This is a genomic window from Jutongia hominis, from assembly GCF_014384965.1.
Lineage (GTDB): Bacteria > Bacillota > Clostridia > Lachnospirales > Lachnospiraceae > Butyribacter > Butyribacter hominis.
On the sequence record NZ_JACRSW010000027.1, the window covers coordinates 242769 to 265889 of the forward strand.

Consider the following 23121-nt stretch of genomic DNA (forward strand, 5'->3'; position numbering starts at 1 on the left):
TTAAGTATACTTCAAGGTTGACGAAGCAGATATATGGTGATAATCTACAAAAATAGATTAGAAAAATACTATAACTGATAGTATAAGCAATAGTAGAAATGAGGAATATTATGAAAAAATATACAGAACAAAGATTTACAGGTGAACGTGCATTATTTCAGGTAAGTGATCTGGAAATTGAAAATTGTACATTTTTAGATGGAGAATCTCCATTAAAGGAGAGTAAAAATCTTGATATCAGAAAGAGTATGTTTCAATGGAAATATCCGCTTTGGTATTGTAAACATGTATCAGTAACAGACAGCACACTGTTTGAAATGGCAAGAGCCGGCATCTGGTATACAGATGATCTGAAGATGAAAAATATTACTTATGTTGCACCAAAGGGAATCAGAAGATGTCATCATGTTGCATTGGAAAATATTGTGTTTACAGATGCGACAGAGACTTTATGGAATTGCGATAACGTATCGATCCATGGTATGAGTGCAAAAGGAGATTATTTTGCAATGGGCAGCAGCAATATGGAGATTGAAGGACTGACGCTGGATGGCAACTACTCATTTGACGGATGTAAGAACGTAACGATCCGCAATTCGCATCTGTTATCAAAAGATGCATTCTGGAATTGCGAAAATATTACGGTATATGATTCGTTTGTATCCGGAGAATATTTTGGCTGGAATGCAAAAAATGTGACTTTGATCAACTGTACGATTGAAAGTGAGCAGGGATTCTGTTATATGGAAAATCTTGTTATGAAAGACTGTAAGCTGTTAAATACAAATCTTGCATTTGAATATTCAACCGTAGATGTCGAGATCAACAGCAATATTGACAGCGTCAAAAATCCAATCCATGGAAGGATCATTGCCGATCATATTAATGAGATTATTTTTGATAATGATGAGATGAAACCGGAAGATACAACGATCATTCAGAGAAAGCAGTGATATGGGGAAAAATAAAATTGATTTAACAGAATACATCAAAAGAGGTGAAGAACTTTCGTTCTCGAAACGTGTAAGGCTTGTTTTGATGCTTAGTATTCCGTCTATTATGGCACAGATCAGTTCGATCATTATGCAATATATTGATGCAGCTATGGTCGGACGGCTTGGTGCAGACGGTTCTGCTGCGATTGGATTGGTTTCGACAACCTGCTGGATGTTTGGAAGTCTTGCCTATGCTTTGACAACCGGTTATTCGGTACAGGTTGCTCACGCGATCGGTGCCGGGAAGAAGGAAAAAGCAAAATGCATCGTAGGGCAGGCCCTTTTTGCGGTCCTTATGTGGGCAGTGTTTTTGATGTTTGCCGGAACATTTCTTTCGGGAAGTCTGCCGCGGCTGCTTGGTGCTGATCCGAGGATCCACCAAAATGCTTCTGATTACTTCTTTATTTATGCTGCTTTTTTACCGGTTGCGGCATTGAATTCTTTAGCAAGCGGAATTTTACAATGCAGCGGCAATATGAAAACACCGGGAATCTTAAATTCGCTCAAATGTTTTCTGGATATTCTCTTTAATGCATTTTTTATCTTTCCAAGCCATGTTTTGTATATGGGAAAGGTAAAGATTGTCTTACCCGGACTTCATATGGGGGTGGCAGGTGCGGCATTGGGAACAGCGGCAGCAGAGCTTTTTGTGGCAGTCGTTTTATTTTACTGTGTCTGGATCAAAAAATTTTCACTTCATAAGATGCATATCAGAAAAGACTGCTTTCAGAAAGGTTATCTGCGAAAAGCCATTAAGATCTCTTTGCCGGTAGGCTTTGAACATTTTGTAGTCTGTGCGGCACAGATCACTTCCACAAAGATTGTTGCACCGCTTGGTATTGTAGCGATTGCAGCAAATTCGTTTGGTATTACGGCAGAAGCACTTTGTTATATGCCCGGATATGGCATTGCGGATGCAGCAACGACGCTGGTAGGACAAGGGATTGGTGCAAAGAAAGAAAATGTAGCAAAATATTTTGCTAAGATCAGTACGATGATCGGTATGGTGCTTATGTCAGCGATGGCTGTGATCATGTTCTTTGCGGCTCCTTATATTATGGCAATGTTGTCAGCCGATGCTAAAGTAGTTGCATTAGGAACAAAGATACTTCGTATTGAAATGTTTGCCGAACCGATGTATGCGGCATCAATCGTAGCATCCGGTGCATTGCGCGGAGCCGGTGATACGTTTGTACCAAGTCTGATGAACTTTGGAAGTATCTGGCTGGTTCGTATGCCATTGTCGTATCTGTTGTCCCTTTCCATGGGACTGCGTGGCATGTGGTTTGCGATGTGCATTGAATTGATCTTTAGAGGCAGTATTTTCTTATATCGTCTTTTTAAAGTGCGATGGTGGGAAAAAGCAAAAAACAGAATACAATAGAAAGAAAAAAGAAAGTTTCAAAAAACTTCGAATGAAATAATTTTGTATGCCAATAAAAACAACACAGAAAGGAAACGATAGAATATGAATTATAATTTTGACCAGATCAATGACCGCAGAAATTCAGGTTCCCTAAAATGGGATGTAGCAGATAACGAACTTCCTATGTGGGTGGCGGATATGGATTTTCAAACGGCTCCCGAAGTAACGCAGGCAGTCATACAAAGAGCGCAAACGGGAGTGTTTGGCTATTCGATCATACCGGATCAATGGTATACGGCGTATCAGTCCTGGTGGAAGAAACGTCATAACATTTCTTTACAAAAAGATAGTCTGATCTTTACAACCGGTGTGATCCCTGCAATCAGTACGACTGTAAAAAGAATGACAAACACGGGAGACAATATTGTGATCCCGACACCGGTCTATGATATGTTTTTTCATTCGGTAGAAAATCATGGCAGACATGTATTAGAATGCCCGTTACAATGTAACAATCAGGAATATACGATGGATTTTGAAGACTTGGAAAAGAAGCTTTCTGATCCGTTGACCACATTAATGATCCTTTGTAATCCACATAATCCGGTTGGAAAAGTATGGACCGGGGAAGAATTACAAAAGATCGGTTCTCTTTGTAAAAAACATCATGTTGTTGTGTTATCGGATGAGATCCATTGTGATCTGACATTAAATCAGGCAGAATATGTACCATTTGCGGCTGCATCAGCAGAATGTGCACAAAACAGTATTACATGCATTGCAGCGTCCAAAGCATTTAATCTGGCAGGCTTTCAGTCGGCAGCAGTCTATATTCCCAATGAGGGGATTCGTGCTGTGATGGATCGTGGACTGAATTCAGATGAAGTTGCAGAACCGAACTGTTTTGCAATCGAATCAACGGTAGCAGCCCTGACAAAAGGAGGCGAATGGCTTGATCAGCTCAATGTCTATTTAGCAAAGAACAAACAATATGTGGCAGAATTTTTAGCAGAAAACCTTTCCGAGTTAAAGCTTACAAAATCCGGTGCAACCTATCTTTTGTGGGTAGATGTATCTGCTTTGACAAAGGACGCACAGGAACTATGTGATTTTATACGAAAAGAGACCGGCCTGTATATCACAGCCGGAGGACAGTATCGTGGAAATGGCGCATCGTATGTCCGTATTAATATTGCCTGCCCGCTTGCTGTTGTCAAAGACGGAATGGAACGTTTGCAAAAAGGAGTATATGCTTTCAAGGCTTAAAGGCACGGAACGGATACAGCCAGAGACGGGCAGTAAGGTATAAAGCATTAAAACAGATACAACAAAAGACAGGAGGAGTAAAAATCGTTACTCTGTTTTGAAGTTAGAAGAAACAGGTGTGTTGCCCGGTGCACTTTCTTTTGGCGTTGCAGATAGCGAGATCTGCCTTCCTTCTGTATTGATCTCATAATTCTTCTGATAGATGATATCAGACATTCTAACCAGACGATATCCTTTCTTTTGTAAACCATCGATCAATTGTTCAAGCACCTGTGCGGTATATTTTGCCCCATTATGGCACAGGATGATAGAACCGTTTCCAAGATGTTTGTGGTTCAATACGGTGTTTAGAATGGAGTCAGGTCCGTAATCTTTCCAGTCGAGACTGTCTACATCCCATTGAATCGGCTTATATCCACAGGCATTGACGGTCTGTATCAACGTATCATTATAATCCCCGTAAGGTGGCCGGAACACTTTCATAGAAGTTCCGGTCAATTTTTTAACTCTTTCGTGTACTTTCATGATTTCTTCTTTACATTGTTCAGAAGATAAGGTTGACATTTGTTTATGGTTTTCACTATGATTGCCAAGTTCATGACCGGCTTTTTGGATTGCTTTGACATCATCGGGATATTTCTCGATCCAGCCACCGGTCATAAAGAAAGTGACATGTACTTTTTTCTTCTTTAATATAGAAAGAATCTTTCCGGTATCCTCATTTCCCCAGGCCGCATCAAAGGAAAGGGCAACGATCTTTTCTTTGCGGTCAACACAATAAATCGGGAGTTCTTTTGGGTGCATGATAGAAGTATTCGTAACTTTTGTAGAGGAATGATTCAGTTTATATTGGCTTTGTGCGATCGCAACAGCAGAAAGTGTGATCACCGACAGTGTGAAAAGACCTGTTTTGATAAACGTGCTTATTTTGTGAATCTCACGATCTAAGTCTGTCTTTGGCGTTTGTGGGATGGGATCCTCTCTTTTTGGAACAGATAAGATCTTAGAGTAATGTTTCATAAAAAGACAGCCTCCGTTTTGCATGCAGCCCATGGCCAAGTGACAGCATACATACTAATTGATACATAATTATGTAACAAAAGCCTGTATTATTCTTTTTTTAATTGCACTTTTTTAATTTATAGGAAAATGCTCGTACAGTAGTGTTATGCCAGCAAGAATCACGAAGTGATTCTTGGAGTGCAACGTGCCGACGTTGCACTTTTTTAAGTGGATGGGAAAACGCATGTATTGTAGTGGTATACCAGCAAGAATTGCTTTAGCAATTCTTGGAGTGCAAGGTGCTGACCTTGCACTTTTTTACTGCGATTTTACATAGATTATACATTGGACAGATAGTGCATTTTACATTCGTTCGTTATCATAGTACCTGTAAAATAAATGAGTGGCAAAGAAAAGCCAGAGCCATGAAAGAAAAGAGCCGTAAAAACAGATGGCATTTTTCATGGAAACAGCACGAAGAAGTGCTAAAGGAGGAAAAAATATGAGAGTAAAGAAGTTAACAGCAATCGGTTTGAGCGTAGTATGTGCAGCAGGAATGCTTACAGGATGCGGATCATCAGGAAAAAAGGACAGCAAGAGTGCATCACAGACAATTTCAGTTGTTTCAAGAGAAGATGGATCCGGTACAAGAGGTGCTTTTATTGAATTGACAGGAATTCAGGAAAAAGATGCTGATGGAAATAAAGTGGACAATACAACATCAGATGCAAACATTGCAAAGAGTACAGAAACAATGATGACAACTGTCTCAGGAGATGAATATGCAATTGGTTATACATCGCTTGGTGCTTTAAATGACAGCGTAAAAGCGTTAAAAGTAGATGGCGTGGAAGCAACGGCGGATAATATCAAATCAGGTACATATACAATTTCAAGACCATTTAACATTGCAACAAAAGGTGATGTCAGCAAAGTCGCTCAGGACTTCATTAATTATATTATGAGTCCGGATGGTCAGAAGGTAGTAGAAGGCAATGGTTATATCGCAATTGATGACCAGAAAGAATTCACTTCGAACAATGCAAAAGGAAAGATCGTCGTTGCAGGTTCATCTTCTGTAACACCGGTTATGGAAAAACTTTCAGAAGCATATCAGAAGATCAACAGTGGTGCACAGATTGAAGTACAGGAGAGTGATTCTACTACAGGCATGACATCAGCAGCAGAAGGTACATGTGATATCGGTATGGCTTCAAGAGAGTTAGAAGATTCTGAAAAAGACGCCGGTTTAACATCAACAGCTATTGCAATGGATGGTATTGCTGTAATTGTAAACAAAGACAACAAATTAGATGATATTTCTATCAACAATGTAAAAAAGATCTATACAGGTGAGATTACAGACTGGAGCGATGTGAAATAAAAAGTACGTCTTTCTAAAAAATCGGATACAAAAATAACGATCCGGTCGGAAAGATAGAAATGAATAAGATAGAGAAAAAACTGTGGAAGAAAATGCCACAGTTTTTCAAAAAGAGAAATGAGGAAATGACATGAAAAGTAAAAATATAGCAGAAAAGGCAATGGAAATCCTGTTTTTCATATGTGCCTGTGTATCTGTATTATGCGTTGCACTCATATGCATCTTCCTGTTTGCAAATGGTATGCCGGCAATTGGAAAGATCGGAGTAGGTAATTTTCTGCTGGGTGATATCTGGAAGCCGGGAAGCAACCAATATGGAATCTTTGCATTTATCGTAGGAAGTATTTATGTAACGGCAGGAGCAATTCTGATCGGTGTACCGATCGGTGTTCTGACAGCCGCTTTTATGGCAAAGTTTTGTCCGAAGAAGTTATATCGTCCGTTAAAGGCAGGAGTGGAGCTTTTAGCAGGTATTCCTTCTGTTATATATGGTTTCTTTGGTTTGATGGTCATTGTACCATTTGTAAGAGAACAGTTCCGTGATTCGTTTGGAGGCAATGGTCTGTCCATCCTGACAGCCGCTGTTTTACTTGGATTAATGATATTACCGACGATCATTAATGTATCAGAAGCCGCAATCAGGGCAGTACCGGATAAATATTATCAGGGTGCGTTAGCACTTGGTGCTACACATGAAAGAAGTGTATTCCGAACTGTATTACCGGCCGCAAAATCCGGTATCATGGCAGGTATCGTACTGGGGATAGGTCGTGCAATCGGTGAAACCATGGCAGTGATCATGGTAGTAGGAAACCAGCCACGTATGCCAAAAGGTATCTTTGAAGGTGCAAGAACACTGACAGCCAATATCGTCATTGAAATGGGGTATGCGACGGGACTTCACAGGGAAGCACTGATTGCAACCGGTGTTGTACTTTTTGTATTCATATTGTTGATCAATTCCCTGTTTTCTTTACTAAAGAGAAAGGAGGAAGCATAGTATGGAACAAAATGCCACACTTACAAAAGACAAAAAAGGTGCGATCAATGTCAGCACATTTTCACAAAAGATTCATTCATATCTGAAACATCCGTTTTCTTTACTGGTATGGATCATTACAATACTTGCAGCGTTGCTTACTGCAGCTTCTTTTGTATATCTTGTATTATATATATTGATCAAAGGTGTTCCTTACTTAAGACCGGAATTATTTTCATGGACATATGATTCAAACAATGTATCCATGCTTCCGTCTATCATCAATACATTTTTATTAACTGCATTGTCATTAGTCATTTCTGTTCCGCTTGGCATTTTTGCTGCAATCTATATGGTGGAATATGCAAAGAAAGGCAATCGTATAGTTAAATTTATCCGTGTGACAGCAGAAACATTATCAGGCATTCCGTCTATCGTCTATGGCCTGTTTGGTATGATCTTTTTTGTCGGAGTGTTAAAAATGCAATTATCGTTATTGTCCGGTTCTCTGACCGTTGCGATCATGGTTCTTCCAACAATCATGCGAACGACAGAAGAAGCTTTGTTATCGGTGCCGCAAAGTTACCGGGAGGGAAGTTTTGGACTTGGAGCCGGTAAACTTAGAACGGTTTTTCGTATCGTTCTTCCATCCGCAGTACCCGGCATTTTATCCGGTGTGATCTTAGCGACCGGACGAATTGTAGGTGAAACAGCAGCATTGATCTATACAGCAGGTACGATGGCGAAAGTACCAAACAATCTGTTTGCTTCGGCCCGCACACTGTCTGTACATATGTATCTGCTTTCGAATGAAGGTTTGCATACCAACGAGGCATTTGCAACAGCAGTAGTTCTTTTGGTATTTGTAATGCTGATCAATATGCTTGCAAATTTTGTTGCCAGACGTTTATCAGCAAAGAATGCTGAGAATGATTAAAGAAATGAGGAATGATTATGGACAATACAATAGTTTTGGATAAAACAGTGGATGCTGCACAGACAGCAGTCGATGACAGCGTAAAATTTCATGTAAATAATTTAGAGTTATATTATAAAGATTTTCATGCACTAAAAAGCGTCAGCATGGATATACCGCAAAAGAAGATCACTGCATTTATCGGACCGTCAGGATGTGGAAAATCCACATTTTTAAAGACATTGAATCGTATGAATGATCTGGTGGCGGGATGTCGCATTACCGGTGATGTACAGCTGAATGGTGAGGATATTTATGGTGATATGGATGTCAATCATTTACGAAAAAGAGTAGGAATGGTTTTCCAGAATCCAAATCCTTTTCCAATGAGTATATATGACAATATTGCCTATGGACCACGTACTCATGGAATACGTTCCAAACAAAAGCTGGATGCGATCGTAGAAAAGTCACTTCGTCAGGCGGCAATATGGGATGAATTAAAGGACCGATTGAAAAAGTCAGCGCTTGGTCTGTCCGGTGGTCAGCAGCAGCGGCTTTGCATTGCCCGTGCTTTAGCAATTGAGCCGGAAGTTATTTTGATGGATGAACCGACATCTGCATTAGATCCAATCTCAACTTCGCGTATAGAAGATCTCGCAATGGAATTAAAAAAAGAATATACGATCATTATGGTAACTCATAACATGCAGCAGGCAACGCGAATTTCGGATAAAACAGCCTTCTTTTTGCTCGGTGAAATGGTAGAATATACCGATACGGATCAGCTTTTCTCGATGCCACAGAACAAGAAGACAGAAGATTATATTACAGGACGTTTTGGATAGAAAAAGTTACGAAAAGTAAGATTCAAAAAGCATAGAAATGAGGATGAATATGAGAGATGTATTTGAAAGCCAGTTAAAAACATTAAAAGATGATATGATCGAAATGGGAAGCATGATCGAAAAAGCGATTGAAAACGCGATCCGTGCTTTAAATAACCGGGATACAGAGCTTGCAAGGGCGGCAATCGAAGCAGATAGTGAGATTGACGAACAGGAAAAGAAGATTGAATCGCTCTGCCTGAAACTTTTATTACATCAGCAGCCGGTAGCAAGCGATCTTCGCATGGTGTCTTCTGCATTAAAGATGATCACGGATATGGAGCGTATCGGAGATCATGCGGCAGATATTTCAGAAATAACGATCTGCCTTGCTAAGAATAATAAAAATGTGAATCTGAAAGTATTACATGAAATGGCAAAAGAAACAACGGTTATGCTTGTCGGCAGTATTGATGCCTATGTCAATAAAGATCTGGATCGTGCCCAAGAGGTGCTTGAACATGATGATATTGTGGACAGTCTTTTCTTAGAGGCAAAAAAAGAAGTGATTCAGCTGATCCGCAAAGAAGAAGACCATGGGGAAGAGGCAGCAGATCTTTTAATGATTGCAAAATACTTTGAGCGTATCGGAGATCATGCCGTAAATATTTCGGAATGGGTTGTTTTTTCCATCACCGGAAAACATGACAAAAATTATTAGCAAAAACTAGTACCCTCATCGCGATAAATAGTATTTGCTTTTTTGGTTAAAATAATATATTCTATATATTGTGGTTAAAACTGCAATTTTGACCATGCACAAAATAGGCGGGTATAAAAGATAAAGTCCAAAATGTGCTTATACTATTTATGAAATCCATAGGGAATATGTGGTGAAAGGAATGTGCCATGAATTTTTTTAATGTATTAACAATGCTCGGTGGTCTTGCATTATTTTTATACGGAATGCATATCATGGGCGACGGATTGGCAAAAATGTCAGGCGGAAAGCTTGAAATGATCTTAGAAAAATTTACAGCAAAGCCGATTACGGCAGTATTGCTTGGAGCCGGTGTTACGGCAGTGATCCAGTCATCCTCTGCGACAACGGTTATGGTAGTCGGATTTGTTAATTCCGGTATCATGCAATTAAAGCAGGCTGTCGGTATTATCATGGGTGCGAATATCGGTACAACAATTACATCCTGGATCTTAAGTCTGACCGGTATCGAAGGTGAAAATTTTGTGATCCAGATGTTAAAACCATCTTCTTTTGCACCGATCCTTGCACTGATCGGAGTCTGTCTTTTACTTTTTACAAAGAGCAATAAGAAAAAAGACATCGGTTCGATCTTAGCAGGCTTTGCAATCCTGATGATCGGAATGGATACAATGAGCGGCGCAGTAAAGCCGCTTGCAGAGCTTGATGGTTTTAAGAATCTCTTTTTGATGTTTGAAAATCCGGTACTCGGTGTCGTTGCAGGTGCCGTGCTTACAGCGATCATCCAGAGTTCTTCCGCATCGGTTGGTATCCTACAGGCACTTTGTCTGACAGGTTCGGTATCGTATGCATCTGCATTGCCTATTATCATGGGACAGAATATCGGAACTTGTGTTACGGCACTGATTTCCGGTATTGGTGCAACAAAGAATGCAAAAAGAGCAGCATTTGTTCATTTTTATTTTAATCTGATCGGAACGGTTCTTTTTATGGCTGTCTTTTATCTGATCAATGTGGTTTATCCGTTCCATTTTTTAAACCAGGCTGCAAATGTGACGGGTATTGCCGTTATTCACAGCTTGTTTAATGTTGTTGCAACTGTGTCCCTTCTTCCGTTTAGAAACGGACTGGTTAAGCTCGCAACATGGACGATCCGTGATGATGCGACAGAAGAAAAAAAGGATGGACTTGCTTTACTTGATGAGCGTTTCCTTGAAAAACCTTCTTTTGCAATTGCCCAGGCAAAGAAAGCAGCAGTAGAGATGGCACAGGATTCGGTAGGTGCACTAAATAAGGCAATCGATCTTTTTAAGAACTATGATAAAGAAAAAGTAAAATTAGTCTCAGAATTAGAAGATAAGGTAGATCATTATGAAGATGAACTGGGAACGTATCTGATGAAACTGAGTAATGCAGATCTGTCACAGAAGGATTCACAGACCGTATCACTGCTGTTACATTGTATCGGTGATTTTGAAAGAATTTCCGATCATGCGTGCAATCTGATGGATAGTGCAAAAGAATTTCATGGAAAGAAAGAAGATTTCTCTGATAAGGCAAAAGAAGAACTGAATATTTATGAGAAAGCAATCCGTGAGATTGTGTCTATGACATATCAGGTCTTTGAAACAGAGAGTGTAGAGTTGGCAACACAGGTAGAGCCTTTAGAAGAAGTTATTGATACATTAAATGATGAAGTAAAGAAAAAGCATGTCAAACGACTTCGCAAAGGTAAATGTACAATTGAACTTGGATTTATCTTATCTGATATTACAACGAATTATGAACGTATTGCCGATCATTGTTCCAACATTGCCGTCTGTCTGATCCAGACAAAAGAGGATGGTTATGAGACACACGAATATCTGGATAGTTTAAAAGCAAATGAAGATCCTGAATTTACAGAACGATATCGTTATTATCGTAAGAAATTTAAACTTCCATAAAAGAAAATGGAATGACTTGCATATAAAAAGATTTCCGGCAGGTCAGACCGGTTTATATTTTGATTTTGTCCCAATAGGCTGCATAGGTTGTTGAAACCATATGCAGCCTATTATAAAATAGACAGAAAGATATGGTAAAAGTTATAAAGTAAAAAATAGGTTGCCATGGTTTACAGTCTATCAGATCGTATAGGCAGACAGATCTGTAATCTGTGGCAGATAAGGAGAAAACGATGGCTTTAGTGTATATAGTAGAGGATGATATTAATATTAGAGAAATAGAAAGTTTTTCTTTAAAAAATTCAGGTTATACAGTAGAAGAGTTTGAAGATACGAAAAAGTTCTGGAAGCGTATCAATGAAAAAATGCCCGATATCATTCTGATGGATGTGATGTTACCGGACGAAGATGGGCTGACTACAGTAGAAAAGCTTCGTAAACGCTCTGATACCAGAAGAGTTCCTGTTTTAATGGTAACAGCAAAAACTTCTGAACTTGACAGAGTAAAAGGACTCGATATCGGTGCGGATGATTATCTGGTCAAACCATTTGGTGTGATGGAACTGATCTCACGTGTTAAGGCATTGCTTCGGAGAACAATCCGGTTTAATGATGCCAGGCTGTACACTTTAGGAAATATTGAACTGGATGATGAGAAACGCAGAGTATCAGTAGACCGGCAGGATATTGAACTTACCTATAAAGAATATGAATTACTAAAATATTTTTTAAATAATGTTGGAATTGTATTACAAAGAGAAGATATCATGGTAAAGATCTGGGGAACTGATTATGAAGGGGAATCCAGAACATTAGATATGCATATCAAAACATTACGCAAAAAGCTTGGAGAATCCGGCAGCCGCATCAAAACGATCCGAAATGTCGGATATCGTATGGAATAGAGGATTGAAAGATGAAGAAAAAGATTAAACGTTATATGATCGCCATTTCCGTGATTTCCATTTTGTTAATGATGATTTTATCAAATCTTGTGAATTATCGGATCCTTAGTACGGAAGCATATGACGATCTCAGGGCATGTGCCTATGCATTTAAAGGCACAAATGCTTTCTTAGATCCCCAAAATGTACAATATCAGGTTGAAAAAAAAAGTTACCGTGTGACCTTGATCGCACCGGATGGCTCCGTCTGCTTTGACTCTGCTTTTGATGCAGGTAAGATGGGCAATCACAAAAAACGTATTGAGGTGCACGAAGCCTTACAGGGAAAAGAAGGATATAGTAAAAGACAATCTGACACAATGCAAAAAGATACGGTATATTTTGCAATTTTATTAGATAATGGTTATGTCCTTCGAGTTGCAAAAGATGTCAAAAGTATTATGAGTGTCTTTTTAAGCTCTTTTCCGTTTATGTTTGTCGTGCTTGTATGTGTGATTGCAGTATGCATCTTTTTATCCAATCTTTTGACGAAAGCGATCATACAGCCGGTAGAATTGATGGCAAAAAATATTGATCAGATTGATGAAGCAGATGTTTATAAAGAACTAAAGCCATTTATTGCTATGATTCGCAGGCAGCATGAAGATATACGAAGAAACGCAGATATGCGTCAGGAGTTTACCGCAAATGTATCACATGAATTAAAGACACCGTTGACGGCAGTATCAGGTTATGCGGAAATCATGGAAAACGGAATGGCATCCGAAAAAGATGTAATCCATTTTTCCGGTGAGATCCATCGGAACGCAAACCGGTTATTGCAGTTGATCAATGATACCATTCGTTTGTCAGAACTGGATGCAGTACATATGGAGATCGTGACAGAAAAGCTTGATGTCTATGAACTGGCACAAAATTGTGTTGATACGCTTCAGGTCAAGGCCGATAAGATGGAAGTAACGATCCGGATTGCCGGAGAACCCTGTATCTTAGAGACCAGCAGAGAGATGATTAATGAACTTTTATATAATTTATGTGATAATGCGATCCGCTATAATAAAAAAGGCGGAAGAGTGTTAGTATTAGTGGGAGAAAATGAATATAAAGAAAAGTATATTGAAGTAAAAGATAATGGAATCGGTATTCCCATGGAATACCAGGAGCGTGTTTTTGAACGTTTTTATCGTGTTGATAAAAGCCGGTCAAAAGAAACAGGTGGCACAGGACTTGGACTTGCGATCGTAAAGCATATCATCGTGCAGCTTCATGCCCGTTTGGAAATGGATAGCGAAGAAGGAAAAGGAACGATGATGCGGATCGTATTTGCAAAAAAAGAAAACTAGAGAAATAGGAGATTGGAAATGAGCGAAGCAATTGTAACATTAAAAAAAGGTGAAGGACGGACTTTAAAAAGCGGAGGCATGTGGGTGTTTGATAATGAGATCGCATCGATTGCCGGAAGCTTTGAAGACGGAGATATTGTAACGGTACATGATTTTGACGGATATCCGATGGGAAAAGGTTTTATTAATCGCAATTCAAAGATCCGTATCCGCTTGATGACCAGAAAAAAAGATCAGGAAATTGATGATGATTTTTTAGAAATGCGTGTCACGAATGCATGGGAGTATCGTAAAAAGACAGTAGATACCGGCAGCTGCCGTGTGATCTTTGGAGAAGCGGATTTTTTGCCGGGACTTGTGATCGACAAGTTTTCGGATGTTCTTGTTGTAGAATCTCTTGCACTTGGTATCGACCGCTATAAAGAAAAGATCGTTACGATCTTAAAGAAGGTATTGCAAAAAGACGGCATTGTGATCCGTGGTGTCTACGAAAGAAGTGATGCAAAAGTCCGTAAACAGGAAGGAATGGAGCGTTTCAAAGGTTTTATAGGGGAACCTTTTGATACAGAAGTAGAGATCGTTGAAAATGGTGTGAAATATTTAGTTGATGTCAAGGACGGACAAAAGACTGGTTTTTTCCTGGATCAGAAGTATAACCGTCAGGCGATCCGCAAGCTGTGCAATGGCGCGAAGGTATTAGACTGTTTTACGCATACCGGTTCTTTTGCATTGAATGCAGGACAGGCAGGTGCGACAAGTGTCTTAGGACTGGATGCATCAGAACTTGGTGTAGAGCAGGCAAGGAAAAATGCAATTTTAAACGGCTTATCGGATACGGTTCATTTTGAATGTGTGGACGTTTTTGAAAAATTACCACAGCTAGAAGAAGCAAAAGAGAAGTTTGACGTGATCATTTTAGATCCACCGGCTTTTACAAAATCACGTAATTCCGTGAAAAATGCAGTCAAAGGCTACCGTGAGATCAACCTTCGTGCAATGAAGCTGATTAAGGATGGCGGATTTTTAGCAACCTGCTCCTGCTCACATTTTATGACATATGAACTTTTTACCAAAACGATCAGTCAGGCGGCAGCAAATGTCCATAAACGTCTAAGACAGATCGAATTTCGTACGCAGGCTCCGGATCATCCGATCCTATGGGCAGCCAATGAATCGTATTATCTGAAGTTTTATATCTTCCAGGTGGTGGATGAAAAATAAAATTTGACTGGAGCTGCAAAATGGAAAACAAACGCTGAGTACTGTTTGTGCCGAAGTTTGTTTTCCGTTTTATGTTGGTGTTTGTTTTGTCTTTCGTCTTGTAAAAATTGTCAGGAAGTGCTATAATCGAACCTATCTTATGCAAAAACGCATATTAGCTATACAAAAACGCAGTAGGAGTGATTGGGAGGAAGTATATGTGGAAAAAAATAGTGTTTGGTGTTGCACTTGTTATCAGTATTGCAGCCGGATTCGGTGTAGCGAAAGTGCAAAGTACAATGAACACTTCTCTGAATCATATTACCAGAGATAAAGATAATGTATTAAAAGATGTGAATCTGGATGGCATTCATGTCAATTCAGATGATAAGATTGTTAATATTTTGTTGATCGGTTACGATCTGCGAAAGGAAAATGGAAAAGATTTTGGCGGGCTGACAGATGTTATGATGATCGCCACATTAGATAAGAAGCACAATACGATCAAGCTTACCTCATTAATGAGAGATACCTTGGTACGTATTGCAAGTAATAATGAGGACATGAAGCTGAATGCAGCATATGCCCGTGGTGGCGTGAAAAATATGTACAAGACGATCGCAAAAAACTTTAATATCAAGTTAGATGGCTATGCGATGGTTGGATTCAAAGCATTTCAGCAGGTTGTAGACAAGATCGGCGGTGTGGAAGCAGAGCTGACAGAGTCTGAGACAAACTATCTGAAAGATACGAACTATGTGCATGGAGCAAAAAACCGAAAAAAATTAAAAGTAGGTAAACAGACATTGAATGGTGCACAGGCACTGGGTTATGTCCGTATCCGTTCGGACAAGAACCGTCTTGGTGTGCCGGTTAAAACGGCAAACGGTCTGACAGATGATTATGGGCGTACTTGGAGACAGAGAACATTGATGAGTGCAATTTTTAAGAAAATGAAAACACTTTCCTTGTCAGAATTGATCGCTGTCGCAAATAAAGTTTTCGATAATGTTAAAACAGACCTTGATAATGATACAATTTTAGGATATATTAAGGACGTTGCCATGATGGGAACAACAGATGTATGCCAGCTGCAAATTCCAATGAATGGATATTATCGTGATGGACATCAGGCAGAATTTCCAAACAGTGATGGATGGAGTCTGGTTCCGACGAATGGTGTGTCTTCTGCTTATGATACGTCAGCAAATGCAGCAGCGATTAAGCAGTTTGTGTTCCAGTATAACGGAAAGGGAGAATTTAAGTACAAATCATCTTCTTCCTCTTCAAGCAGGTAAATGTAATTAGAAATCCTATACTGTTTGTAGCAGAGCGAACGCAAAGAGTATAGCAGGAAGATATGAGAATGCGGGATTCTTTTCAGAGTCCTAAAAAGGATCGCTCGGAAATGAGGAATAGAAATTATGTGGAAAAAAATTGTTATGGGTGTTTTGCTTGTAGCAAGTGGTGTTGTCGGTTTTTTTGCTGCTAAAGCACAGGTGACCTTTAACAGTACCATGAGTAATGTAAACAGAGATTATGACACGGTATTGGAGAATGTAGATCTGGAAGGAATTCATGTTAATTCAGATAATGATGTGATCAATATTTTGGTCATTGGTAATGATTACCGTAAAGAAACCAATTATAATGCTTCCGGTCTGACAGACACAATGATCATTGCGACGGTAGATATGAAACACAATGTGTTAAAGACAACTTCTTTGATGCGAGATCTGTATGTTGAAATTCCGGGACATGGTTATAATAAATTAAATGCAGCTAATTCGTTTGGTGGTATTGAATTGTTATATAAAACGATTGCAAAGAACTTTAATATTGAATTAGATGGTTATGTAGAGATCGGTTTTAAGGCATTTCAGGATATTGTTGATGCAGTCGGTGGTGTAGAAGTGGAATTAACGGAATCAGAAGTATCGTATCTGAATTCTACTAACTATATCCGTAACAAAAAGTATCGTGATGTTAAAGTCGGAAAGCAGACATTAAACGGAAGTCAGGCATTAGGATATTGTCGTATCCGTAAGCAGGGTACCACGATCAATGGACTTCGTGATGATTATGGACGTACCTGGAGACAGCGAACTGTGATCAATGCAGTTTTTGACAAAGTTAAATCCTTACCAATGTCAGATTGGTTAAAACTTGCAAATAAACTTTTGAAGAATGTAACGACAGACCTTTCGAATGATAAGATCATTGAGTATGGTAAGGATGTTGTAACAATGGGTACAACGAAGATCCATCAGCTTCAGATTCCGATCAATGGCTATTATCGTGGATCTGCGAGTGGGGAATTTAAGGTTGGTTCGTGTCTTGTTATGCACGATGCAGGTAGTACATCGTTATCATCCTCTGCAAATGCAGAAGCATTGAATAAGTTTATCTTTAAGTACGATGGAAAAGATAACTTTAAGTATGGTACGTTTGAAAACAAAGAAAAATAGCATATATCAGGCTTGAAAAAGAAATTTGCCGAATACATGTCGGATATAATCCATGCAGGAAGCTTTTTTAATAGTCTGGGCAGAAACGATCGGTAGAGTACCGATCGTTTCTTCGTTTAAAGTATAAGTGATTTTGCCAATCACATCTCCTTCTTTGATCGGTGCCTGTAAGTTTTTCTTGTATTGGATGCTTCTTTTGATATCTTTAGGGTTTTCATTTTGGGTGATCGTATAAGTAAAGTTTTTTTCAATGCGTGGAAGAACTTCCCCGGCAATAGAATGTGCTGTTTTTTGCTTTTTTAAAGGAATTGCATCCTGCTTTTCATGATATGCTTTGCAATTTGCAAAACCATAGTCGAGTAAATTTGCGGCCTGGGCAAAGCGGATCTTATGATCGGGAGCAGCCATGACGACAGCAGTCAGACTGATTCCGTTTCTTTTTGCAGTTGCACTCAGACAATACTTTGCTTTTGAAGTAGAGCCGGTTTTTAAGCCTGTGATGCCCTGATAAGTACGGATCAGTTTATTGGTGTTTGTCAGTCCGAACTTTGTTTCACCAAGTCTTGTTTTATGTGTGATCTCATCCATCCAGATAGTGGAATAGTTTGAAATCTCAGGATGCTTCGTGACAAGTTCCCTTGACATCAAAGCGACATCATAAGCACTGCTGTAATGTCCGCTTTCGATCGTATCATCCAGTCCGTTGCAATTTTTAAAATGTGTATGCTTCATTCCAAGCTGTTTGGCTTTTGTATTCATCATTTTTACAAAAGCCTGTTCAGAACCACCGATGCGTTCTGCCATGGCAACAGCTGCATCATTGGCACTGGCGATACTGATGCACTTGATCATTGTCTGTACCGTCTGTGTCTCCCCGGGTTCTAAAAAGACTTGTGAACCACCCATTTTAGAAGCATATTCACTGACGCTGACGGAATCATTTAAAGAGATCTTTTTCTGGTCGATCGCATCAAAGATCAATAAAAGAGTCATAATCTTAGTAATACTTGCCGGGATTAGTTCTTTGTCTTTGTTTTTTTGATATAGAATGCGTCCGCTGTTATTTTCGATCAGGACCGCAGCCTTTGCGGTGATTGCAAGAGGATCATCGGTTCCTTCTTTTGGTGTAGAAGCAGTCTGGGAAGAAAGACCTGTTGCAGTTACTACAGAGATTTGGGTGATGATAAGAGATAAGAGAAGAAGAAACATTGTAAAACGTTTTATGATAAATTTCATGAGGAACTCCATTTCTGTACCTGTCAGCACACAATAGGGGAAAACTTATTGATATATATGAAAAATGCACAGGCAATATGCAAAGATTTATTCGGAAAGGGAGATTAATTGAATACGCTATATCAGACTATATCACTATGAAGCGGTAAAAATTGATTTTTAGGCGATCCTATGGTAAAATCATAAGCTAAGGCATTCATTCGCCTGATACGAATTGATAAGATAAAAAGGAATAGAGAGGATTAGTAATATATGACAAGTAAAGAAAGAGCAGAATTAAAATCACAGGCAATGGTATTAGACAGTATTTTCCAGATAGGAAAAGCAAGTTTAACACCACAGCTTACTGACGCTGTCAGAGATGCATTAGATGCAAGAGAACTGATCAAGGTGAGTGTATTAAAAAATTGTGCGGATGATCCAAAAGAACTTGCCAATCTGATCGCTGAGCGTACCGGTTCGGAAGTGGTACAGGTGATCGGTAAAAAGATTGTACTGTATAAGAAGAATATTGAAAAGGAAGAAAAGAAAAAGCGCATGGAAAAAGCTAAGAAAAAGAGAAAATAGCTGAGGAATAAAACAATTTTCAGAGTGAAAGTATTAGCTTTGTTTTTTGATTCCATTTTAAGAAAGATAACTTAAAAATGAGGACATTATGAAAAAAAAGATTGGAATTATGGGTGGAACATTTAATCCAATCCATCTGGCACATCTTCAGATGGCATCCGTTGCCATGGAACAAAAAGAACTTGATGAAGTCTGGTTTATGCCGAGTAAAAATCCGCCTCACAAAGACCGGCAGACGATTCTGTCAGAAAAGATCCGGTCCGATATGGTCCGGCTTGCGATAAAAGAAGAAGAACGTTTTTGTTTTTCGGATTTTGAATTAAAGCGGAATGGGACAACATATACAGCAGAAACATTAGAACTTTTACGGAAAGAGTACCCTGATGTTTCATGGTATTTTATTATGGGAGCGGATTCATTCTTTAGCTTTTCTAACTGGTATCATCCGGAAGTAATTGCAAAAGATGCAGTGATCCTTACTGTCAGCAGAGATGGTGTCGATGTACAAAAGATGCAAGAGCAGGCAAGAAAATTGACCAGACAATATCATGGACAATTCCATATACTTTCGATGAAACAGTTTGCAATCAGTTCAAGTGAGATTCGAAGAAAGTTAAAAGCGGGTGAGAGCGTTGAAGCAATGCTTCCGGACAAAGTCTGGCAATATATTCAGAAAAATCATTATTATCAATAGAGTAGGAAGTGTACAAAATGGATGAAATGATCAATATACAGGAAGAGTTAGAAAAGATATTAAAAAAGAAACGCTACCAGCATACTTTGGGCGTTCGTTACACTGCGCAGGCAATGGCAATGTGCTTTGGGGAAGATATCAAAAAAGCCGGTTATGCAGGACTGCTGCATGATTGTGCAAAATATATGTCAGACGGTGAGATGCAAAAAGAATGTGGAAAGAACCGGATTACCATCAGTGATGCAGAAAAAAGACAACCATCATTGTTGCATGCTAAGCTGGGTGCCTGTTATGCTCGCCGGAAGTATGGTGTTGATGATCGGGATATTGTTGAAGCAATTCGGTGGCATACGACCGGAAAACCGGAAATGAATACATTAGAAAAGATTATCTTTATAGCAGATTATATCGAACCAAACCGTAAAATGCTTCCGGGTATGGAACAGATCCGGAAAGCGGCTTTTGAGGATCTGGATCTGGCAATGTATCTGATCTTAAAAAATACAATTGCCTATCTGAAAGAAACGCAGGACGAAGATAAGATCGATACCAATTCGATGCAGGCATATGAATATTATAAAGCAGTGATCAAAGCAAGATAAAAAGGAGACAATCAATGAACGAACAAAAAGTAATGGCAAAGACAGCATATCTGGCATTAGATGAAAAGAAAGGAGAAGATATCTGTGTGATCGACATTTCATCAATTTCTGTCATGGCAGATTATTTTGTCCTTGCAAGTGGAATGAGTACACCACAGATTCAGGCAATGGTTGATAATGTGCAGGAAAAGATGGGAAAAGCCGGATTTTCATTAAAAAGATTGGAAGGTAATAAGAGCAGCAGCTGGGTTTTAATGGATTATGGCGATGTCGTTGTTCATGTATTTCATCAGGATGACAGACTTTTCTATGATCTGGAACGAATCTGGAGCGATGGAAGACAGATCGATCCTGCTGCATTAGAGGAATAAAAATCCGATGCGATAAGATGCATAAACGGAAGAAAAAGGTATGAAATATTTGACGAACGTTTGTTTGACAAATATGTGTTCATGTGATATGCTTATAAAAATGTATAATAAACAACAGTTTAAAAAGAAATGAGGATTCGTATGCCAAATCAAAAAATTTCTGCTAAGCAGCAGGAAATCTTACAATATATTAAAGATGAGATATTAAGCAAAGGCTACCCGCCGGCTGTTCGTGAGATCTGTAAAGCGGTACATTTAAAGTCAACTTCATCTGTGCATGCCCATTTAGAAACGCTTGAAAAGAAAGGGTATATCCGCCGTGATCCGACCAAACCGCGTGCAATCGAGATTATAGATGATGACTTCAATCTGGTACGCCGGGAGATCATTAATGTACCTGTGATCGGACAGATTGCAGCAGGTGAACCGATTTATGCAGAGCAGAACATTGAAGGATATTTCCCGATCCTGCCGGAAGATATGCCGGCTGGCAACGCATTTATGTTAAATGTCCGTGGCGACAGCATGATCAATATCGGCATTTTTGATGGTGACCGTATCTTAGTAAAAGAACAGCATACTGCATCAAACGGAGAAGTTGTGGTAGCTTTAGTTGAAGACAGTGCTACGGTAAAGACTTTTTACAAAGAAGACGGACATTACCGTTTACAGCCTGAGAATGATACATTAGATCCGATCATAGTCGATCAGGTTGAAATCCTTGGAAAAGTAGTTGGATTATTTCGTACATACCGCTAATCCGATTTTAATTAAATACTTATAGAAAAAGAAAGAAAGCGACTGCTTAGCAGGCATTTTCTTTCTTTTTGTTCTTTTTGCCGGCGATGATACCGGGTATGTATGGAAAAAGGATGTTTTGATAACGGATAAAAAGGATGCAATGCAAAATTTAACAATATGATAGAAAAGGCTTAATGTAATATTAAGAAGAACAGGAGTACAAAAGTGAAAGATTTAACAAAAGGAAAGATATTACCTTTGTTACTTGGCTTTGCTGTGCCTATTGCAGTTGGTAATATTTTTCAGCTTTTTTACAGTCTGGCAGATACCAGGATCGTGGGGAGCTTTTTAGGAGAAGAAGCTTTGGCGGCAGTTGGTGCTACAAGTTCTCTGAATAATATGATCATTGGATTCTTGCTCGGAATGACAAATGGCTTTGCGATCATTGTGGCACGTTATTTTGGTGCTAAAGATCATGATAACTTAAAAAGAGCAGTTGCAGCTACCTTTATACTTGGCATCGGAATGGCATTCATTTTTACAATTGTGAGTGTGAGTCTTCTTAGATTTATATTAGTTGGATTACAAACACCAAAGAATCTGTTAGATCTTTCCGTAGAATATTTTCGGATCATTCTGTTTGGTATGACTGGTGCAATGCTTTATAATGTCTGTGCCGGTTTATTCCGTGCGATTGGAGATTCTTTGACACCGCTTTTGTTTCTGATCGCATCAACGTTTGTAAATATCGGACTGGATCTGTTATTTGTCTGTGTTTTTCATCTTGGAGTAGCAGGAGCGGCATGGGCTACGATCTTATCACAATATGGCTCTTTTGCCTGCTGTTTTATCTATATGCGAAAGAGATACGATATTTTGCTTTTTGGAAAGAAGGACTGCCATCTGAAGCGCGATATGGTAAAAGAAATGTTGTCGATCGGTTTCTCGATGGGATTTATGAATTCATTGATCAATATTGGTTCGGTAGCACTTCAGGGAGCAATCAATTCTTTACAGGATACGAATTATATTGTGGCACATACAGCGGCAAGAAAGATCACAGAAGTATTTATGCTTCCTTTCTCTGTCTTTGGAACAACCATGGCAACATTTTGCGGACAGAATCTTGGAGCCGGAAAGAATGACAGGATAAAGAAAGGTTTATGGCAGGTTATCTGGATCACCTGGGCATGGTGTGCCGGTATGATCATACTTGCTTACACGGTGGCACCTGTTCTGGTACATCTGATCACGGATACAACGCAGGTAAAAGTCATTGCTACTGCATCGTTATATCTGCGTATGAACACGATCCTATATTTCATTCCGGCTGTGATATGCATTTTGCGAAATGCCATGCAAGGAATCGGTGATTCGATCACTCCGGTGATATCAAGCTCACTAGAACTTTTGTGCAAGGTGCTTGTAGCTGTCTTTTTAACACCTTATCTTGGATATTGGGCGATCATCTGGTCAGAACCGATCTCCTGGGTGATCATGGTCATTCCTTTGCTGATACGAATTGCGAATAATCCGGTTCTGAAAGGAAATCAGACAAACTGACCATGTATATTTTATGAAAACTGGTTATT

22 protein-coding genes are annotated in these 23121 nt (G+C 39.2%); 20 read left to right on the top strand and 2 right to left on the bottom strand.

Going from position 1 to position 23121, the window contains the following annotated elements; all coding sequences use genetic code 11:
* Nucleotides 1-110 precede the first annotated feature (110 nt).
* From H8700_RS06615 to H8700_RS06625, 3 genes are all read left to right on the top strand, one after another.
* Complete coding sequence (locus H8700_RS06615; RefSeq protein ID WP_022141997.1) at nt 111-953, top strand: DUF3737 family protein; 843 nt, start codon at nt 111-113, stop codon at nt 951-953.
* A gap of 1 nt (nt 954) precedes the next feature.
* Nucleotides 955-2379 carry an MATE family efflux transporter gene (locus H8700_RS06620; protein WP_249304478.1) on the top strand — a complete coding sequence of 475 codons (1425 nt, stop codon included), beginning with the start codon at nt 955-957 and terminating at the stop codon, nt 2377-2379.
* Between the two features lie 84 nt (nt 2380-2463).
* Nucleotides 2464-3627: a MalY/PatB family protein gene (locus H8700_RS06625; RefSeq protein ID WP_249304480.1), complete on the top strand. Its 1164-nt coding sequence runs from the start codon at nt 2464-2466 to the stop codon at nt 3625-3627.
* 87 nt (nt 3628-3714) lie between these two features.
* On the opposite strand, the gene H8700_RS06630 is transcribed toward H8700_RS06625, so the two are convergent.
* Nucleotides 3715-4647: a polysaccharide deacetylase family protein gene (locus H8700_RS06630; RefSeq protein ID WP_249304483.1), complete on the bottom strand. Its 933-nt coding sequence runs from the start codon at nt 4645-4647 to the stop codon at nt 3715-3717.
* A gap of 484 nt (nt 4648-5131) precedes the next feature.
* Between H8700_RS06630 and H8700_RS06635 the strand changes: the two genes are divergently transcribed.
* From H8700_RS06635 to H8700_RS06685, 11 genes are all read left to right on the top strand, one after another.
* Nucleotides 5132-6013, top strand: a complete 882-nt coding sequence (locus H8700_RS06635) for a substrate-binding domain-containing protein (RefSeq protein ID WP_249304485.1) — start codon at nt 5132-5134, stop codon at nt 6011-6013.
* A gap of 130 nt (nt 6014-6143) precedes the next feature.
* Complete coding sequence (gene pstC / locus H8700_RS06640; protein WP_249304487.1) at nt 6144-7013, top strand: phosphate ABC transporter permease subunit PstC; 870 nt, start codon at nt 6144-6146, stop codon at nt 7011-7013.
* Nucleotide 7014: 1 nt separating this feature from the next.
* Nucleotides 7015-7929, top strand: a complete 915-nt coding sequence (pstA, locus tag H8700_RS06645) for a phosphate ABC transporter permease PstA (RefSeq protein ID WP_249304489.1) — start codon at nt 7015-7017, stop codon at nt 7927-7929.
* A 17-nt stretch (nt 7930-7946) separates the two neighbouring features.
* Entirely contained in the window at nt 7947-8756 is an 810-nt protein-coding gene (gene pstB / locus H8700_RS06650; RefSeq protein ID WP_249304492.1) for a phosphate ABC transporter ATP-binding protein PstB, read from the top strand.
* 49 nt (nt 8757-8805) lie between these two features.
* Complete coding sequence (gene phoU / locus H8700_RS06655; RefSeq protein WP_249304495.1) at nt 8806-9456, top strand: phosphate signaling complex protein PhoU; 651 nt, start codon at nt 8806-8808, stop codon at nt 9454-9456.
* A 188-nt stretch (nt 9457-9644) separates the two neighbouring features.
* On the top strand, nt 9645-11402 hold the full coding sequence (locus tag H8700_RS06660; RefSeq protein WP_249304497.1) for a Na/Pi cotransporter family protein: 1758 nt from the start codon (nt 9645-9647) through the stop codon (nt 11400-11402).
* 233 nt (nt 11403-11635) lie between these two features.
* Complete coding sequence (locus H8700_RS06665; protein WP_022142007.1) at nt 11636-12307, top strand: response regulator transcription factor; 672 nt, start codon at nt 11636-11638, stop codon at nt 12305-12307.
* 11 nt (nt 12308-12318) lie between these two features.
* Nucleotides 12319-13650 (top strand): sensor histidine kinase, encoded by a 1332-nt coding sequence (locus tag H8700_RS06670; RefSeq protein WP_249304499.1) that lies wholly within the window; start codon nt 12319-12321, stop codon nt 13648-13650.
* An 18-nt stretch (nt 13651-13668) separates the two neighbouring features.
* A complete protein-coding gene (locus H8700_RS06675; RefSeq protein WP_022142009.1) occupies nt 13669-14871 on the top strand; it encodes a class I SAM-dependent rRNA methyltransferase in 1203 nt (400 codons plus the stop codon).
* 197 nt (nt 14872-15068) lie between these two features.
* On the top strand, nt 15069-16148 hold the full coding sequence (locus tag H8700_RS06680) for an LCP family protein (RefSeq protein ID WP_022142010.1): 1080 nt from the start codon (nt 15069-15071) through the stop codon (nt 16146-16148).
* A gap of 126 nt (nt 16149-16274) precedes the next feature.
* Complete coding sequence (locus H8700_RS06685) at nt 16275-17318, top strand: LCP family protein (protein ID WP_249304501.1); 1044 nt, start codon at nt 16275-16277, stop codon at nt 17316-17318.
* Between the two features lie 6 nt (nt 17319-17324).
* On the opposite strand, the gene H8700_RS06690 is transcribed toward H8700_RS06685, so the two are convergent.
* Nucleotides 17325-18554, bottom strand: coding sequence for a D-alanyl-D-alanine carboxypeptidase family protein (locus H8700_RS06690; RefSeq protein WP_249304503.1), 1230 nt, complete (start codon nt 18552-18554; stop codon nt 17325-17327).
* A 252-nt stretch (nt 18555-18806) separates the two neighbouring features.
* Between H8700_RS06690 and H8700_RS06695 the strand changes: the two genes are divergently transcribed.
* From H8700_RS06695 to H8700_RS06720, 6 genes are all read left to right on the top strand, one after another.
* Complete coding sequence (locus H8700_RS06695; RefSeq protein WP_022142013.1) at nt 18807-19121, top strand: YhbY family RNA-binding protein; 315 nt, start codon at nt 18807-18809, stop codon at nt 19119-19121.
* Between the two features lie 88 nt (nt 19122-19209).
* A complete protein-coding gene (gene nadD, locus H8700_RS06700) occupies nt 19210-19815 on the top strand; it encodes a nicotinate-nucleotide adenylyltransferase (RefSeq protein WP_249304505.1) in 606 nt (201 codons plus the stop codon).
* Between the two features lie 17 nt (nt 19816-19832).
* Complete coding sequence (gene yqeK / locus H8700_RS06705) at nt 19833-20417, top strand: bis(5'-nucleosyl)-tetraphosphatase (symmetrical) YqeK (protein WP_249304506.1); 585 nt, start codon at nt 19833-19835, stop codon at nt 20415-20417.
* Between the two features lie 14 nt (nt 20418-20431).
* Nucleotides 20432-20788 carry a ribosome silencing factor gene (gene rsfS, locus H8700_RS06710; protein ID WP_022142016.1) on the top strand — a complete coding sequence of 119 codons (357 nt, stop codon included), beginning with the start codon at nt 20432-20434 and terminating at the stop codon, nt 20786-20788.
* A gap of 141 nt (nt 20789-20929) precedes the next feature.
* On the top strand, nt 20930-21547 hold the full coding sequence (gene lexA / locus H8700_RS06715; RefSeq protein WP_022142017.1) for a transcriptional repressor LexA: 618 nt from the start codon (nt 20930-20932) through the stop codon (nt 21545-21547).
* A 207-nt stretch (nt 21548-21754) separates the two neighbouring features.
* Entirely contained in the window at nt 21755-23092 is a 1338-nt protein-coding gene (locus tag H8700_RS06720) for an MATE family efflux transporter (RefSeq protein ID WP_249304508.1), read from the top strand.
* Nucleotides 23093-23121 lie beyond the last annotated feature (29 nt).